Here is a 15,301-nt window from a genome sequence, read left to right as displayed (position 1 = left end):
TCTTCGCAATAACGGTTTTATTAAGTAAGATGAACATACAAAAGCAGTTAGAAGAAATATTGCCCGCCGGGCGGATAAAAACGCGGCTGATAGACTTGCTGTCATACGCGGCAGACGCGGGTTTTTATAGCTTAACGCCTAAGGCGGTGGTACAGCCGGTGGATGAAAAAGAGATCGTTTCCCTGTTTCATTTCTCCACTGCAAACCAAATCCCTATGGTTTTCCGCACAGGCGGAACCAGCCTTTCGGGGCAGTCTATAACCGATGGGCTGCTGGTTGATTTAAGCCAGTACTGGGACGGGTTAAAGATAGAGGAGGATGGCGCACTGGTACGTGTACAGCCCGGTATCACCGGGGGGATGGTAAACACATACTTAAAAAAGTACCAGCGTAAAATCGGTCCCGACCCGGCGAGTATTAATTCTGCCATGATGGGGGGTATTGTCTCCAATAATTCAAGCGGAATGTGCTGCGGGGTAAAGCTCAACTCTTATCATACTGTAAAACACATTAAGTTCATCTTACCTGATGGTAATACCTTTACCACTGAAAATCCAGCCGACTACAGCCGCTTTGAAGATGAGTGTAATGGTATTTACACGCTGATAGCCGGTATACGCCAAAGGCTTTTAGCTGATAGCGAACTGCGCGACCGTATCCGCAAAAAATACGAGATTAAAAATACCGTAGGTTATTCGGTAAACGCGCTGATTGATTTTGAACATCCGCTGGATATACTGGCACACTTGCTGGTAGGCGCAGAAGGTACACTGGCCTTTATAGCTGAAACAGTGATGCACACTGTGCCCGATTATGCTTTTAAATCTGCATCGTTACTATACTTTCCGGATATATATACGGCCTGCCAGTGTATAGTACCGTTGAATGATGCCGGCGCACGTGCCGTTGAACTAATGGACAGGGCGTCGTTACACGCCATTGAAAACATGCCCAACCTGCCCGCTGTTATACGTGAGTTGCCGGAGGGCGCTGCGGCATTACTGGTTGAATTTCAGGAGAATACATATGCTGAGCTTGAGGAAAAGGTAAACCGGTTTTTGCAGGCAGTACCGGCACTGTCATTACTGCACGCGCCGATATTTACTACAAATGCCAAAGAGCAGGAGTACTTCTGGAAGGTACGTAAAGGCTTGTTCCCTTCGGTGGGCGCGGTAAGGGTAAGCGGCTCAACGGTAATACTGGAGGATGTGGCCTTCCCGGTAGCAAAACTGGGCGACGCGATACTTGACCTGCAAGGTTTGTTTAAAAAATATGAGTATAACAACGCGATCATATTCGGCCACGCGCGCGATGGCAATATCCATTTTTTAATAACCCCGGAGTTTAACTCGCCCGATGAAGTTGACCGTTACGACCGCTTTATGCGCGAGGTAGTGGAGGTAGTAGTGCATAAGTACGACGGCGCTTTAAAGGCCGAGCACGGTACCGGCCGCAACATGGCCCCCTTTGTAGAAACCGAATGGGGCGGCGAAGTGTACAACCTGATGAAGCAGATAAAGCAGGCTGTTGATCCGAATAACCTGCTTAACCCGGGCGTTATAATCAACGAGGATAAAGAGGTACATATAAAGGATATTAAGCCGCTGCCAACCGTTGAGCATGAGGTAGATAAATGTATAGAATGTGGGTACTGCGAGCATAAGTGCCCCAGCCGTAACATTACCACCACGCCACGCCGCCGTATAGTAATACGCCGTGAGCTAAAGAAAATGGAGATACGCGGCGATAAGGTAAACCACAAGATACTCCTTGACCAGTACCAGTACGATGGGATGGATACCTGCGCGGTAGACGGGCTTTGCGCCACGGCCTGCCCGGTTGATATCAATACCGGCGAGCTGATAAAACGGCTGCGCCGCGAGAGCCATTCGGCGTTTGCCAATAAAACAGCCTTGCTGATAGCAAAAAATTTTGGCGTACTGGTGTGGGGGGCGAGATTTGCCTTAGCAGCAGGTTCTGTATTGAATAAACTGTTTGGGCGTCGTACCATGACCGGTATCACCAAAGGCATGAAAAAGCTGATCCCCGATATGCCGTTATGGACGGACCAGATACTGCCGCCGCCAAGCCTGAAGGTGCTGAATACAAAGGTGGGTACCACAACAGGCGAAAAGGTTATTTACTACCCAAGTTGCATATCGCGCATGCTGGGCAGTAACGTTGGCGGTAAAAAGAACCTTATGGAGGCTTTTATGAGTGTATCACAAAAAGCCGGCATAATGGTAGATGTGCCCCAAAACGTATTTGGCAGCTGCTGCAGCCAGATATTTTCGTCAAAAGGATATGTAGATGCCAATAAGTATATGGCTAATGTATTTATTGAGCGGATGTGGGAGGCGAGCCAACAGGGCACACATAAAATAGTTATTGATGTAAGTTCATGCGCATACTCCATTAAAAACATGCGCCATAACCTTACTGACGTGAACCGTGAGCGGTTTGATAAACTGAATATACTGGATTGCGTGGATTACCTGCATGATATGGTAATGCCCCGCCAGCAAGCAATTACCAAACGTGGCTCGGTAGTGGTACACCCCGTATGTTCCCTGCAAAAAATGAACACCCAGGATAAATTTGTACACCTGGCTAACCACTACGCCGAACAGGTGACCGTGCCCAAACACGCGGGTTGCTGCGGTATGGCCGGCGACCGGGGCTTTTTGTTTCCTGAATTAACAAACGCTGCCACCATGCCCGAGGCCTTGGAAGTTTGCCAGCATAAGTATGATGGTTACTATTCATCAACAAAAACCTGCGAAATGGCCATGTCGCACGCGGTAAATGAAAATTACGAGTCGATTTTGTATCTGTTGGATGAAGCGGTAATGTAATTTCGTCCCGATAGCTATCGGGACCGGATGCTCGATTTCGGATTTATTTTCTGTCATTCTGAGCAATAGCGAAGAATCTCATCCCGATACTTAAACCCTTACTGGTTTAAGTGTTCAGCCACGCGGTCAATTAAATCATCATAAAAATAGAGGAATTTGTTCAGGTTAAAACATGATATTATTGAACACTCGGTATATGGGTTCTATGTTCCACATAATCATCTTTTTAATCTGTGTATTAAAAGCCTACAATAACTTTCAAGTTGGTACATAATTTACTTTTGATTAATTTGTGTTTTTTAATTAATTAAAGTTAAATTTATGATCAATTTACTTTTTTAACGACAAATTCTACTAAAACCTATTTTATCATGAAAAAAACTTTCATTGCAGTGCTAAGCGCACTACTGTTTATTTTGACAAGTTCTTCAACAATTTCACGTTCCTTTACAGCTGATAAGGAATCCGGAATCAATATGTTGTTGATCGCTAAATTAAGTGCCAAATATCCCTTAACTTACCTTAGTAATAACCCACCAAGAGTTTATACAACATTTAAAAAGAATAATTTTAGTGCACACTATGCCTTAGCGTATTTGTTTACTCCGCATCCTACAAATGCAGGTCAGTATGAAGGTAATGTGTATTTTGTTTATGGAGTAGATGAAAATGACTTTGTACCGGTTACAGCGCCAACAGGTGGTGTTAATTTGTCTGGGTCAATTCGTTTTGGAACTGATCCTCAAAATTATCCATTTTCTGTAACGATACCTCAAGGTAGCAACTCATTAGAACATGAGCCTTTGCCTTTTTATGGATTCCCTTATTTATCGTCATTAACAGTTAGCCCATCAACGTATCTGGGACACGGCATTTATACCTATAATGCTAATTAAAGACTCCTAAGTGGTCAATTGGAACAAGGCTCGCTATGAATTGCGGGCCTTTTTTTGTTTTTCGTTAATCTTTCCGTCCCGGTAATGTGAATATTACTCGTAGTCTGGAATAAAGGTGTCGCGTCGCAGGGGGAGTACGACACCTGCGACACCCTGCGACACTGTCAAAAATTTGGCAGTAAAATGATGCTGATAGAAGGTGTGCAATAAGTAGGACAAAGTCCGGTGAAGGCATATTTCCGTCCCTGCAGGGGCTCTCGAAGAGGACCCTGCCGCATTTTCCGCCCCATTTAACATTCTTTAACAATTGCTTCTTAAACCATGCAGTATCTGCGCCGTCATACCTTACAAAAATTGATAATTATGAAAAAAGTGATGTTAATGATAGCTTTTGTGGCCGGGATAGGTACGATAGCAAGCGCACAAACTCGTCAGCATAAAACGCCGCAGCAGCGTGCAGAAGCGATGACCAACAGGCTTAACGAAAAGCTTAAACTTACGGCAGACCAGTCGGCCAGGGTGAACAGTATTTTGCTGGCACAGGCCGCAAGTATAGACAGCTTAAAGGCCGCAGCACCGCAGGGTGACAAGAAGGGTAACCGCGGCGCATTTAAAAGTGTTTTTGAAAATACCGACAGGCAACTAAGTACAGTGCTTAATGCGGAGCAGCAAAAAGCTTATGCGGCACTTAAAACCGAGCGTAAAGGAAAAATAAAAGATGGCTTTAAAGCTCACCGCAAGCATAAAGCGCCTGAAGAAAGGGCGGCTATGGTTACAAAAAAGCTGGAAAAGAAGTTAAACCTTAGTGCGGACCAGTCAGCTAAAGTAAGTGCCATTTTATTGGCACAGGCTACACGCATGGATAGTTTAAAAGCAAATAAGGCTCAGGGCGACAGGACAAAAAACCACGCAGCCTTTAAGGGCATCAGGCAAAATACTGACGAGCAATTAAGCGCAGTGTTTAACGCCGACCAAAAAAAGGCTTATGAAGAAATGAAGGCTGCCCGTAAAGAAAAGATGAAAGAGCGCAGGGGAGCAGCTGTGCAAAAAGCAGGTTGATTTTTATATAGTGATTAGCGTTTAGTAAAAGGAGCGGGCTATAAGCCCGCTTTTTTTATGGATAATTGCTGCTGTTAAATGTATACCCCAATACCTCGTTTACGTAAACACTGTTCACTATTTTCCACTCGTTTAGCTCGTCAATAAACTCAGGTTTTTCCATTCCGGACGATGACGCGGCTTTAGTGTAAAAATCCGCTTTTGGCGGATGATAGGGCGAGCAGGCGTTAAACGTATGCCCGAATGCCTGTTTAGCCATAATGGCGTGGCTGATGCCAATGCAGTCGTCAAGGTGAATCATGTTAACCGGCGCCTGGCCATTGGGTATATTTTTTTTGCCGGCAAAAAACCGCCCCGGGTTACGGCCCGGGCCAAACAGACCGCCAAAACGTACAATGGTGGCACCAAACGCAGTTTGCGCGCGCAGTAGGTCTTCAACGTCAAGCAGTGCCTTACCCGATACGCTGGTTGGTTCCGGCGGGGTCAGTTCATCTACTTCATGGTTATGGTCGCCGTAGATGCCTGTCGAGCTGATATGTATAACTTGTTTCACACGGTATCTTTTAGCCGCTTCAACAATTTGCTGTATTTTTTTGATGTAATCGTCAACTTCACCTGCCTTGCGCTTAGGGGGGATGGCAATCCATAATATGTCGCAGTTAAAAAAGGCCGGGTCAAAGTTTATACCATCCGCGGTTGTATCCACTATAAACGGCGTTATCCCATGTTCCTTAAGTGTGCCCAGCTTTTCGGCGGAAGTGGTGGAACCTTTTACCTGTATGCCTTGTGCAATAAGCGATTTGGCAAGAGCCAACCCATACCAGCCGCAGCCTAAAATGCTAACCGTAACTTTTTTGTTCATTAAATATTATTGTTTTGTAATTGGTTATATCTTTGTTTTAACGGCTGCGCGCTTGATCAGCCGCAGCCACACCAATAAACCGTAAATCTATGAAAACTAAAATTAAGACCGCGGGGGGCATATTATCGGCTTTGTTGATAGTAGTACTATTTTCATCGCTTACATCTACGCAGGGTGATAGCAAAAACCTCACCGGTGCCTGGGAATACGGGACGCCCGAAAATCATACGGTGCTTATTATTTCGCCAACAGCATTTGCTGTAACCCATTATGATTTGCCCGGCAAAAAGATGATGAGTACATATGGCGGTGCATGGAAAATAGTGGGCGACACGCTGATACAAACCATTGAGTTCAGTTCGGCCAACCCTGATGAAGTGGGAACGGTAAAAAAGCAAGCCGTTAAATCTGAAGGCAGTAGTCTGGTATTAGGTAAAGACAATTTTACCCGTATAGATGCGGGTAAGCCCGGCGCGCTGGCCGGTGCCTGGATATTTGCCGGCCGTAATGAAAACGGTAAATTCTCAGAGTTCCCCGGCCTGTTTAAATCACGCCGGACCATGAAAATACTGTCAGGCACACGCTTTCAGTGGATAGCGTATGATATTGACTCGAAAAAGTTTTTTAACACAGGCGGGGGTACGTACACCACGGCCGATGGCAAATACACCGAGACCATTGAGTTTTTTACTAAAACGCCCGAGAGTGTTGGCAAAAGCCTCAGCTTTAATTTCGCTTTAGAAGACGGCCACTGGCGCCACAGCGGTGCAAGTTCGTCAGGTGCTATGATTGACGAGCGCTGGGCAAACCGCAAAACGCTGGAGAAATAAAAGCTTACTTTTTAGCCGTTGCTACTATAACAATACCGCCAATTAAAAGTACGCCGCCTAAGTAGGGTGGCCAGCTAACGCTTTTCTCTTTGTCTGCTGATATTTCAATTGGTCCTGCGTCAACCACTTTTTCTTTTTTGGTATAGGTAAAGCCTGTCCATATCAGCATTGCAGCGCCTATTACTATCAATACAATTCCGGTTACCTTGTTCATAATTATAGGTTTTTTGATATTAAGGATTGAGACGGTAAATTGTTTTTGTACGTATTGCAGCCACCGTACCAGCCACCATCAACCATGAAATCACTTACTATGATCCGCGTTTAACTCGTCGGGTAGCCATTATAATAAAGCCGCCTAACAGCAAGGCCCCACCCACATAAGGCTCCCAGGCTATGGTTTCTTCGGTATTTATGGTAACCGTGTTGCCGGCCGATTCAACCTGCTCGCTTACTATTTCAACATCACCGGTAAAAAGCAGCAAAACGCCACCAACCAGTATCATGGCTATCGCTAAAAATTTTAACATTAATTATAATTTGTACAAGTGTAGTTAAAATAGCGCTATTTAAACTGATTGATAAACATAATTCTTGCGATGTGGTTGTTGCTTTACTATGATAGATAAACAGGTAATTGGCATTGCGGCCGGGGTGCTTACAGCAACATCGCTTATACCGCAGGTTGTAAAGTCGCTCAAAGAGAAAAAGGTAGAGGGGGTGTCGCCATGGATGTTTGTGGTGCTGTTTGCGGGCAACGGTTTGTGGGCTTACTACGGCATCATATTAAAAGATGCACCTATTATAATTACCAACGCGTTTGGTGTAATAATGGATATAACCATGTTTATTTTAAAGATGAAGTATAAAGACAATAAATAGGATAGCTGTCAAAAAATCATATTTTTGATTGTCGATACCCTATACTGCTTGCATGGCTACAAGCTTTTTAACAATAAACAAAAATATCCTGTTTTACAGTGCAGCGTTTGCCTCCTTGCTGCTGCTGTTAAAGTTGCTTGAAACGCAGTTGTTGTTTACTACTTACTTGTTTGAATTATACATTACAGCTGTTGCCCTTATTTTTACTGCGCTGGGGGTATGGCTTGCGCTTAAATTGGTGCAACCTAAAACCGTGGTGGTTGAAAAAGCTGTTTACTTACCGGCCTCAGCTAATTTTGTGCTGAATGAAGCGGCACTTGCAGCGCTTGGCCTTAGCCACCGCGAACTAGAGGTACTGCAGCTTATGGCGGCAGGTTATAGTAACCAGCAGATAGCAGGCCGGTTGTTTGTATCGTTAAATACCATAAAAACACACTCGTCGAAAATATTTGAAAAAATGCAGGTGCAACGTCGTACACAGGCTGTTGATAAGGCCCGCAGGCTGGGTATTGTAGTTTAGCCGGGTAAATTTTTATCAAAATCACCCTAAAGTATGAGTGCCAAAACAATTTTGGTCCCCAATTTTGCACCTGTAGATCTAAAATTAAAACAATGAAAAAAAATGTGATCGTTTTTGGGCTGATAGCCGGGCTTATTGTTTCGGTGGTGATGTTAACGGCAGTAATAGCTTGCTATAACAACCCCGACTTTACCGGCAGCATGGTTGTAGGATTTTTATCCATGTTTGTTGCTTTCTCGTTTATTTATGTTGGTGTTAAAAATTATCGTGATAAATACAACGGCGGGCAGATAACCTTTGGGAAGGCGTTTAGCATGGGGCTTTATATTGCGCTTGTGGCGTCAACCATGTACGTAGTTACCTGGCTGTTTACCTACTACCTGTTTATTCCCGATTTTATGGATAAGTATGTTGCGCACGTAATAAAAGATACCCAGGCGTCGGGCGCTACGGCGGCAGAGTTAGCCCAAACCAGGGCTGATATGGCTATACAGGCCGAAAGGTATAAAAACCCGGTTTTTGTGGTGATGTATACCTATATGGAGATATTACCGGTAGGTATTTTGGTAGCGCTGGTAAGCGCATTTTTACTGAAGCGTAAAAATACGGTTGTTGCGAGTTAATAAAAAAAGGTACCGCTGATCACGGTACCTTTTTATATCTATTATGCTTTTGACGCTTCTGCCGCGTTGGTGTCGCCCAGTACAGCCATGTCTGCATATAAAAATTCCCATACGTGCCCGTCAAGGTCCTGGAAATTTCGGCTATACATCCAGCCGTGGTCCTGCGCTTCGGTAAACTCGCTGCCGCCCGCGGCAACTGCGTCTTCTACTATTTTATCTACCGCCTCGCGGCTTTCTAACGAAATGGCATTAAGCACTTCGGTAGTAGTGGCAGCATCGGCTATCGTCTTCTTCCCTTTTAAAAATGTTTCAAAAAAAGGCTCAACCAGCAGCATGGCATAGATATTTTCGCCGATGATCATACATGTGGCCTTCTCATCGGTAAACTGCGGATTAAAGGTAAAGCCCAATTTAGTAAAGAACTCAACTGCCCTGTCAAGGTTCTTAACCGGAAGATTTACAAATATTTCTGTCGCTTTCATGTTTTTTTAAATTGAATGTATTACAAAGTTAATAGCGTAAACCATATGTTGTGCGGTGTATAAGCGACACAGTAGGGGGGATATTACGACCTGGTGGCATATTGCACAGGATGGTACGGGTTGCGTTAAAATAATAAAGCGGCTATTATTGTACTTGTATTGACAAGTTAAAAAAATACCCGCAGATTTGAGGCGCAGTACTTACACTGCATTGCTGTAGCATGAAGATTATAAAGACACACCTGGTTAAACTGGCTTTTATGTGTTTGCTGGCTTTAATCGCAACTGATGCCAACGCGCTTGGTACGCTAAAAGGTGCCAGGGTATTAGTTTACACCAAAAACGGGCAGGGCTTCGTGCATGACAATATACCCGCTGCGGTAGCGTGCATACAGAAGCTGGGGAAAGAGCAAGGATTTAAAGTGGATGTATCTGCTGATCCTGCTGTGTTTAACCAGGCAAACCTGAAGCAGTACACCATGCTGATATTTCCCAGCACCAACAATGATGTATTTGATACCGACGCCCAGCGCCTGGCCTTCAGGCATTATATTGAAGCAGGGGGTGGGTTTGTTGGCATACATTCTGTAACAGGTACTGAGCGTAAATGGACCTGGTTTAAACAAATGATAGGCTGCACATTTGCTATGCATGATTTTTATCAAAAGTTTAGCGTTAAGGTAATTGCACCTAAGCATCCGTCGGTACAAGGCCTGCCTAAAGTATGGGACCGGGAGGATGAATGTTACTTTGGTAAGGAACTTTACCCGGGCATTAACGTGGTGATGGCACATGATTTAACCACGCTTAAACCAGGTGTGCATGAAAAGCCGGCGGCGCCGTTTGGTAGTTTATATCCGGCCGTATGGTACCAAACGTTTGACGGCGGCACCATATGGATAACCACCCTGGGCCACTCAAAACATGACTACAGCGAACCCGTTTTTGTAAAACATATACTAAACGGGATAGCCTTTGTAGCATCGCAGACAAAAAAAACCGACTTTACCAAGGCTTACGCGCTAACGCGTGACGATGCGGTACGTTATTAATAACCAGTGTTTACATTTATTTGAAACTGAACAAGATATTTTTTACAAATTTTGCACCATGAATACAACGGAAAACGCGATAGATAACAGGCTTGAAGCCTTAACCAATTTGTCGCAGGGAGATTTTAAAGCATTTTTATATGATTGTGACGGTACACTGGCTGATAACATGGGCGCGCACCGTGATACTTATGTGCATATAGCATCAAAGGCAGGCTTAACGATAGATGGCGACATGATTGATGAACTGGCCGGCTGGCCGGTAGTAAACGTGGTAGAAGAAATAAACAAACGCTATAACAGCACTTTTGACCCGGTTGCCTTTGCGCAGGAGCGCCAGCAGCTATTTTTTGATGAATATATAGAAAAAACACTCCCTATTGATTTTGTTGTAAACCATTTAAAAGCACACGCAGGTAAAGTAAAAATTGGTGTGGTATCCGGCGGGCAGCGCGCGTCGGTTGAAAAAACGCTTAACCTGTTGGTTATACGCCACCTGGCCGATGTACTGGTGTGTGCTAACGAAACACCAAGGGGCAAGCCTTTTCCCGATCCCTTTTTAGCCGCCGCTGAAAAACTCGGTGTAGCACCGCAGGATTGCCTGGTATTTGAGGATGGTGACCCGGGTGTGCAGTCTGCCGAAGCAGCAGGCATGAAATGGATACGGATAGATAAAGTTTAGTTACGCCAAATAAGCGCTTAACCAGTAAGCCGCCACACGGTGTTTTCTGACGGTGTTGATATAATGCCTTATCGGTCGCATTCATAAGTATTATAAAACCTTATTGCGAGCTGCTGCCAGTTGGTAACCCCGCTGCCTAAATTTAGCATCCCGGACAGCATGCTGTAAATCTCGCCGGCTGTTTTGCCCTGCCGCCGTAAATATTGCACAGACGTATCGCCCGCCGATTTAGACAGCTTTACTCCGCCCGGCCCCATAAGTAAGGGATGATGGTAAAAGGCGATTTGATTGAAGGCGGCAGTGCCAAGTTTTGCTGCAAGGTAATGCTGCGCCAGGGTTGATGCCCATAGGTCTTCACCACGTATAACCAGGTCGGTACTGTAATGCAAATCGTCAACAACTGATGTAAGCTGGTAGGCAGGGAACCCGTCTCTTTTTTTTACCACGAAGTTTTGCATTGCGGTAGGCAGGTGCAACGGAGCGTTACCGGTAAGCGTTTTAATATTGAGTATCAATTCATTGTCTGTTTGCAGGCGCCAGCTCGCCCCTTCCGTGTCCAGTGGCAGTTTTTTTGCAGCACAAAGGCATAATGCAGCACTTTTTAACTGCGTGCGGGAACATGTGCAGGCAAATACACAGTTATTTTGGGCCAACTGCTGCAATGCCTGCCGGTAATAGGGCATACGGTGTAATTGCGAGTACTTCTCTTCGTGCCCTGCAGCATCGCGCGGGCCTTCGTGCCATGGTATATCTAAAAAATTAAGCGTTTCAAAGATGTCTTCAATATACCGTATATCGGCCCGTTGCCGGTCAAGGTCGTCAATGCGTAACAGAACTTTTGCGCCGTACTTGCCGGCAAGGCTTGCACTTAATGCAAACGACAGTATGTTACCCAGGTGCAGGTACCCGCTGGGTGTAGGCGCTATACGCGTCCTGGTGTATTGCCGATGAGACTCTGCCATGATGTTGATGCATGGTAAAAGTCTGCTATTTTTTATCAATAAACAACATAACGCTACAGCGCGTCATTTTGCTCCAGGCGCATGGTTACTATTTTTTTCACCAGGCCCAACGGAATAGGTTTCGCAGGGGTAAAATGTATGGTAGTCCCTGATGTATTATAGCCATCCAACTCCTGCGCAAACATGGTGAGTATATCTTTATTCACTACGTACAGCCCGCAATGATTTTTAAAGGCGGCAAAGTGCAGCAGGGCGCCTTTATATTTGTATGTGGGTATCTGGTAGCTCATAACTTCTTCCGCCTGCGGGGCGGCTGCCCGTATGGTTTGCCGCAGCCGGCTCAAAGTCCTGTTTACATCAACAGGTAACACCGCGAGATATTCATCTACAGTAAGTGCTTTTTTTGCTTTATCCATACACTGTTTATTTACCGGCAGCCGCGTCTTGCAAAGCCCGTATGTCAATCTTTTTCATTTTCAGCATAGCCTGCATTACCCGGTCGGCCTTTGCGCGGTCTGTATCGCTTAGCAACTGCGGCAGCACCGGCGGTACTATCTGCCACCACAGGCCATACTTGTCCTTCAGCCAGCCGCACTGTGATTCCTCTCCGCCCCCTGAAGTAAGTTTCTCCCATTTGTCGTCTATCTCTTCCTGTGTTTCACAATTTACGTACATTGATACCGCCTCGTTAAACTTAAACTGCGGTCCACCATTTAGTGCGAAAAATTCCTGGCCTTCAAGCTCAAACGTAGCGCCGGTTATCTTTTCGCCGGCACCGGGCATAACGCTGGTTATTTTAGCATTTTTGAATATAGAACTATAGAAGTTAATAGCTTCTTCGGCCTTATCATCAAACCACAGAAACGGGGTTATTTTTTTCATATACGGTTTTTAAATAATTGGTGAAGGTATAAAGCAAAGGTACGCGTGAAAGGTTGGGAGGGTATGGTGCAAATAAGACAATGTAAGGGTGGATTTACGTCAATTACGATAATATTTTGATAGCTTTAAGGAGCCTAAAAAGGTATATAGATTGAGCGGAGATAATTTTATACACATCGGGGGGCAGGGCAAAGCCGCGTACACTGTTTACTATTTAAGCGAGCAGGCGGTTACTATGCAATTTGGTAACGACATAAACACCGGTACACTGCAACGGGTTAAACGTTACCATGCATTGATTGAAGCAAATCCTTTCCCCGGATTTTATGCGGCGGTACCGGCCTATGCCACGCTGAGTATATTTTATAACCCGGTAGAAGTAATGCAAAGCCCTGAATTGTCTGGCGCAGATTGCATTAACAGGCTGACGGCGTATTTAAAATCTCTTGATGATGTAAATGTAGCTGAGCCGAGCACATGCGGTACTACCGTAAACATACCTGTTTGTTATGGCGGCAAGTTTGGCCCTGATTTAAGTGAAGTAGCTGCTGTAAACGGCTTATCAGAGCAGCAGGTAATACAGCTGCACAATGAAGCTGTTTATACCGTGTACATGATAGGTTTTGTACCGGGGTTTGCCTACCTGGGCGGCATGAACAGCTTGCTTGCCACACCGCGAAAGCAACAGCCGCGCGTGGCCGTGCCCGCCGGCGCAGTAGGCATCGGCGGTAACCAAACCGGGGTTTACCCCCTGGCGACACCCGGGGGCTGGCAGCTTATCGGGCAAACACCGTTGCAGCTTTTTGACGCCGCAAGTGAACAACCATCTTTGTTAAAGGCCGGCGACACCGTAGTGTTTAAACCCATAAGTGCAGATGAATTTAATAACTACCTTATAACCGGCAATGCGGCTGCGTATAATTAAACCCGGTTTGTTAAGCACCGTGCAGGACACGGGGCGTCGCCTGTACTTATCACATGGCGTGCCTTTATCAGGCGCTATGGACACGCTATCGGCCCGGTTAGCCAACATTGCTTTGGGTAATAATGAGGATGACGCGGTTATTGAATTTACCTATGCAGGCGCCCTGTTTATTGCCGAAACGAGTATGCTTATCGCTTACGCGGGCGGTGGTATGGCATTAGTTGCAGGTGATACAACCTTGCCGGCTAACAGGCCGGTTTACCTGTCTGCCGGCACACAAGTGCAATGTATTAGTCGGCCGCAGGGGTGCCGCACCTATCTTGCCGTAGCGGGCGGTTTTAATGTGCCGGTGATTTTAGGTAGCCGCAGCACCTGTATAACCGCCGGTTTTGGCGGCCTGCAGGGGCGAGCCCTGCAAAAAGGCGATGTGTTGGATAGCGGTGCTGAAATTACATTTACAACGCGGTCTATATTAAATTCGCTGCAGGGCAGCACCATATCATTTACAGGCTGGAGTGTGGCTGCACACTTGCTGCAACCTGCTGATACAAGCCGGGTGAGAGTGGTGCCCGCCCATGAGTTCAATTGGTTTGACAGTCGATCAGTTATTGATTTCTTAACTACGCCATATACCTTAAATGTGAGCAGCAACCGCATGGGCTGTAATTTTGATGGCGCGACTATTGAACGGTTAATACCGGGCGAAATGCTATCAACTGCCGTTGCGCCGGGTACCATACAGGTAACAGGCAACGGCAGGCTGGTGCTGTTAATGACGGATTGCCAAACCACAGGCGGTTATCCGCGCATAGCCCAGGTGGCAGCTGTCGATTTGCATTTATGCAGTCAGTTAAACCCCGACGATAGCATTTATTTTAAGGACATAACCGCCCGCGAAGCGCAAAAATTATATATCGAACTTGAACAACAATTATATAAACTTGCCGTAACGGTAAAAAGCAGGTTTTACTAATGACAGCCATTGACTTGAATTGTGATATGGGTGAGGCGCCGGGTGTTGAGCCCTTGCCAAACGATGCCATACTAATGAATTATATCTCATCGGCCAATATAGCATGCGGTTTTCATGCCGGTGGTCCGGAGGTGATGCGGCAAACGGTAAACCTTGCCTTAAGCAGGGGAGTAGCAATAGGCGCGCACCCAAGCCTGCCTGACCGGGAAAATTTTGGACGGCGTGAGATGGCTATCTCGCCCGCCGAAACCTATGGCATTGTGCAGCAACAAATAAAAACCCTGCAGGGCATTGTGCAGGCGGCAGGCGGAGCGTTGCACCATGTAAAACCCCATGGGGCATTGTACAATATGGCCGCGCGTGATGCGGCCCTTGCAGCGGCCGTTGCACAAGCTGTATATGACTTTAATGGGCAATTGGTATTATATGCACTGGCCGGCAGCCACATGATAACGGCTGCCGCACGGTTGGGCCTGCGCACCGCATCAGAGGCGTTTGCCGACCGAACATACCAGGACGACGGTTCATTGACGCCGCGTGCGGCAGGCAACGCTTTAATAACTGATGCCCGGCAAAGCCTCAACCAGGTATTAAAAATGATAACGCACAAGTCTGTTATATCTGTTAACCATAGGATTGTGCCATTAACAGCCGAAACTATTTGTTTGCATAGCGACGGCGCACATGCGGTTGAGTTTGCGCAACTGATTAATCAACGGCTTACCGACGAAGGCATAGCTATTAAATCCCCGGTATTTTAAAACGATATGGAATATATCATGTTTAAGTTTAACAGGCCAGCCGAACATGAAAAAA

General features: G+C 45.9%; 19 protein-coding genes. 12 read left to right on the top strand and 7 right to left on the bottom strand.

All coding sequences use genetic code 11. The annotated features are described in order from the left end of the window. Window positions 1-29: 29 nt before the first annotated feature. From DJ568_RS05675 to DJ568_RS05665, 3 genes are all read left to right on the top strand, one after another. Window positions 30-2,855: an FAD-binding and (Fe-S)-binding domain-containing protein gene (locus tag DJ568_RS05675; protein ID WP_114004259.1), complete on the top strand. Its 2,826-nt coding sequence runs from the start codon at window positions 30-32 to the stop codon at window positions 2,853-2,855. A 371-nt stretch (window positions 2,856-3,226) separates the two neighbouring features. Further along, entirely contained in the window at window positions 3,227-3,751 is a 525-nt protein-coding gene (locus tag DJ568_RS05670; protein WP_114004258.1) for a hypothetical protein, read from the top strand. 363 nt (window positions 3,752-4,114) lie between these two features. Then, window positions 4,115-4,810: a hypothetical protein gene (locus DJ568_RS05665; RefSeq protein WP_147238715.1), complete on the top strand. Its 696-nt coding sequence runs from the start codon at window positions 4,115-4,117 to the stop codon at window positions 4,808-4,810. 55 nt (window positions 4,811-4,865) lie between these two features. Here DJ568_RS05665 and DJ568_RS05660 read toward each other — a convergent pair whose 3' ends face one another. Next, on the bottom strand, window positions 4,866-5,672 hold the full coding sequence (locus DJ568_RS05660) for an SDR family oxidoreductase (RefSeq protein WP_114004256.1): 807 nt from the start codon (window positions 5,670-5,672) through the stop codon (window positions 4,866-4,868). A gap of 89 nt (window positions 5,673-5,761) precedes the next feature. On the opposite strand from DJ568_RS05660, the gene DJ568_RS05655 reads away from it, so the two are divergent. Further along, on the top strand, window positions 5,762-6,502 hold the full coding sequence (locus DJ568_RS05655) for a membrane or secreted protein (protein ID WP_114004255.1): 741 nt from the start codon (window positions 5,762-5,764) through the stop codon (window positions 6,500-6,502). Window positions 6,503-6,506: 4 nt separating this feature from the next. Here DJ568_RS05655 and DJ568_RS05650 read toward each other — a convergent pair whose 3' ends face one another. Both DJ568_RS05650 and DJ568_RS05645 read right to left on the bottom strand, forming a co-directional pair. Further along, window positions 6,507-6,716, bottom strand: coding sequence for a hypothetical protein (locus DJ568_RS05650; RefSeq protein WP_114004254.1), 210 nt, complete (start codon window positions 6,714-6,716; stop codon window positions 6,507-6,509). A gap of 97 nt (window positions 6,717-6,813) precedes the next feature. Next, window positions 6,814-7,032 carry a hypothetical protein gene (locus tag DJ568_RS05645; RefSeq protein WP_114004253.1) on the bottom strand — a complete coding sequence of 73 codons (219 nt, stop codon included), beginning with the start codon at window positions 7,030-7,032 and terminating at the stop codon, window positions 6,814-6,816. Window positions 7,033-7,120: 88 nt separating this feature from the next. Between DJ568_RS05645 and DJ568_RS05640 the strand changes: the two genes are divergently transcribed. The 3 genes from DJ568_RS05640 to DJ568_RS05630 all read left to right on the top strand — a co-directional run bounded on the left by DJ568_RS05640 (window position 7,121) and on the right by DJ568_RS05630 (window position 8,527). Beyond that, window positions 7,121-7,384 carry a SemiSWEET family sugar transporter gene (locus DJ568_RS05640; protein ID WP_114004252.1) on the top strand — a complete coding sequence of 88 codons (264 nt, stop codon included), beginning with the start codon at window positions 7,121-7,123 and terminating at the stop codon, window positions 7,382-7,384. Window positions 7,385-7,436: 52 nt separating this feature from the next. Beyond that, window positions 7,437-7,904: a response regulator transcription factor gene (locus DJ568_RS17525; RefSeq protein WP_114004251.1), complete on the top strand. Its 468-nt coding sequence runs from the start codon at window positions 7,437-7,439 to the stop codon at window positions 7,902-7,904. A gap of 92 nt (window positions 7,905-7,996) precedes the next feature. Further along, window positions 7,997-8,527 (top strand): DUF4199 domain-containing protein, encoded by a 531-nt coding sequence (locus tag DJ568_RS05630; RefSeq protein WP_114004250.1) that lies wholly within the window; start codon window positions 7,997-7,999, stop codon window positions 8,525-8,527. A 41-nt stretch (window positions 8,528-8,568) separates the two neighbouring features. Here DJ568_RS05630 and DJ568_RS05625 read toward each other — a convergent pair whose 3' ends face one another. Then, entirely contained in the window at window positions 8,569-9,009 is a 441-nt protein-coding gene (locus DJ568_RS05625; RefSeq protein WP_114004249.1) for a VOC family protein, read from the bottom strand. A 221-nt stretch (window positions 9,010-9,230) separates the two neighbouring features. Between DJ568_RS05625 and DJ568_RS05620 the strand changes: the two genes are divergently transcribed. Together DJ568_RS05620 and DJ568_RS05615 are read left to right on the top strand one after the other, a co-directional pair. Then, window positions 9,231-10,061 carry a ThuA domain-containing protein gene (locus DJ568_RS05620; protein ID WP_114004248.1) on the top strand — a complete coding sequence of 277 codons (831 nt, stop codon included), beginning with the start codon at window positions 9,231-9,233 and terminating at the stop codon, window positions 10,059-10,061. Window positions 10,062-10,119: 58 nt separating this feature from the next. After that, the gene (locus DJ568_RS05615) at window positions 10,120-10,743 is read left to right on the top strand and encodes an HAD family hydrolase (RefSeq protein ID WP_114004318.1); all 624 of its coding nucleotides are present in this window, start codon (window positions 10,120-10,122) and stop codon (window positions 10,741-10,743) included. A 68-nt stretch (window positions 10,744-10,811) separates the two neighbouring features. Here the strand turns inward: DJ568_RS05615 and DJ568_RS05610 are convergent, their stop codons facing one another. Genes DJ568_RS05610 through DJ568_RS05600 form a run of 3 tightly spaced genes read right to left on the bottom strand, consistent with a single transcriptional unit; the run spans window position 10,812 to window position 12,587 of the window. Then, window positions 10,812-11,705 carry a glutamate--tRNA ligase family protein gene (locus tag DJ568_RS05610; RefSeq protein WP_114004247.1) on the bottom strand — a complete coding sequence of 298 codons (894 nt, stop codon included), beginning with the start codon at window positions 11,703-11,705 and terminating at the stop codon, window positions 10,812-10,814. Window positions 11,706-11,758: 53 nt separating this feature from the next. Then, on the bottom strand, window positions 11,759-12,121 hold the full coding sequence (locus DJ568_RS05605; RefSeq protein ID WP_114004246.1) for an iron chaperone: 363 nt from the start codon (window positions 12,119-12,121) through the stop codon (window positions 11,759-11,761). A 7-nt stretch (window positions 12,122-12,128) separates the two neighbouring features. Further along, window positions 12,129-12,587 (bottom strand): VOC family protein, encoded by a 459-nt coding sequence (locus DJ568_RS05600; protein WP_114004245.1) that lies wholly within the window; start codon window positions 12,585-12,587, stop codon window positions 12,129-12,131. A 151-nt stretch (window positions 12,588-12,738) separates the two neighbouring features. Between DJ568_RS05600 and pxpB the strand changes: the two genes are divergently transcribed. The 3 genes from pxpB to DJ568_RS05585 are packed head-to-tail and all read left to right on the top strand — an operon-like array spanning window position 12,739 to window position 15,246. Continuing rightward, complete coding sequence (gene pxpB, locus DJ568_RS05595) at window positions 12,739-13,512, top strand: 5-oxoprolinase subunit PxpB (protein WP_233496631.1); 774 nt, start codon at window positions 12,739-12,741, stop codon at window positions 13,510-13,512. Beyond that, window positions 13,493-14,485, top strand: a complete 993-nt coding sequence (locus DJ568_RS05590; RefSeq protein ID WP_114004244.1) for a 5-oxoprolinase subunit C family protein — start codon at window positions 13,493-13,495, stop codon at window positions 14,483-14,485. The genes pxpB and DJ568_RS05590 overlap by 20 nt, the downstream gene beginning before the upstream one ends. Then, entirely contained in the window at window positions 14,485-15,246 is a 762-nt protein-coding gene (locus DJ568_RS05585) for a 5-oxoprolinase subunit PxpA (protein ID WP_114004243.1), read from the top strand. The genes DJ568_RS05590 and DJ568_RS05585 overlap by 1 nt, the downstream gene beginning before the upstream one ends. The last annotated feature ends 55 nt before the right edge of the window (window positions 15,247-15,301 follow it).

The organism is Mucilaginibacter hurinus, from assembly GCF_003324525.1.
GTDB classification, from domain to species: Bacteria; Bacteroidota; Bacteroidia; order Sphingobacteriales; family Sphingobacteriaceae; genus Mucilaginibacter; species Mucilaginibacter hurinus.
This window is presented reverse-complemented; position numbering and strand designations above follow the sequence as displayed.

Bases quoted from the DNA above. Each gene is read 5' to 3' on its own strand.
- DJ568_RS05675 (WP_114004259.1), top strand. From the start codon at position 30: ATGAACATACAAAAGCAGTTAGAAGAAATATTGCCCGCCGGGCGGATA.
- DJ568_RS05670 (WP_114004258.1), top strand. From the start codon at position 3,227: ATGAAAAAAACTTTCATTGCAGTGCTAAGCGCACTACTGTTTATTTTG.
- DJ568_RS05665 (WP_147238715.1), top strand. From the start codon at position 4,115: ATGAAAAAAGTGATGTTAATGATAGCTTTTGTGGCCGGGATAGGTACG.
- DJ568_RS05660 (WP_114004256.1), bottom strand. From the start codon at position 5,672: ATGAACAAAAAAGTTACGGTTAGCATTTTAGGCTGCGGCTGGTATGGG.
- DJ568_RS05655 (WP_114004255.1), top strand. From the start codon at position 5,762: ATGAAAACTAAAATTAAGACCGCGGGGGGCATATTATCGGCTTTGTTG.
- DJ568_RS05650 (WP_114004254.1), bottom strand. From the start codon at position 6,716: ATGAACAAGGTAACCGGAATTGTATTGATAGTAATAGGCGCTGCAATG.
- DJ568_RS05645 (WP_114004253.1), bottom strand. From the start codon at position 7,032: ATGTTAAAATTTTTAGCGATAGCCATGATACTGGTTGGTGGCGTTTTG.
- DJ568_RS05640 (WP_114004252.1), top strand. From the start codon at position 7,121: ATGATAGATAAACAGGTAATTGGCATTGCGGCCGGGGTGCTTACAGCA.
- DJ568_RS17525 (WP_114004251.1), top strand. From the start codon at position 7,437: ATGGCTACAAGCTTTTTAACAATAAACAAAAATATCCTGTTTTACAGT.
- DJ568_RS05630 (WP_114004250.1), top strand. From the start codon at position 7,997: ATGAAAAAAAATGTGATCGTTTTTGGGCTGATAGCCGGGCTTATTGTT.
- DJ568_RS05625 (WP_114004249.1), bottom strand. From the start codon at position 9,009: ATGAAAGCGACAGAAATATTTGTAAATCTTCCGGTTAAGAACCTTGAC.
- DJ568_RS05620 (WP_114004248.1), top strand. From the start codon at position 9,231: ATGAAGATTATAAAGACACACCTGGTTAAACTGGCTTTTATGTGTTTG.
- DJ568_RS05615 (WP_114004318.1), top strand. From the start codon at position 10,120: ATGAATACAACGGAAAACGCGATAGATAACAGGCTTGAAGCCTTAACC.
- DJ568_RS05610 (WP_114004247.1), bottom strand. From the start codon at position 11,705: ATGGCAGAGTCTCATCGGCAATACACCAGGACGCGTATAGCGCCTACA.
- DJ568_RS05605 (WP_114004246.1), bottom strand. From the start codon at position 12,121: ATGGATAAAGCAAAAAAAGCACTTACTGTAGATGAATATCTCGCGGTG.
- DJ568_RS05600 (WP_114004245.1), bottom strand. From the start codon at position 12,587: ATGAAAAAAATAACCCCGTTTCTGTGGTTTGATGATAAGGCCGAAGAA.
- DJ568_RS05590 (WP_114004244.1), top strand. From the start codon at position 13,493: ATGCGGCTGCGTATAATTAAACCCGGTTTGTTAAGCACCGTGCAGGAC.
- DJ568_RS05585 (WP_114004243.1), top strand. From the start codon at position 14,485: ATGACAGCCATTGACTTGAATTGTGATATGGGTGAGGCGCCGGGTGTT.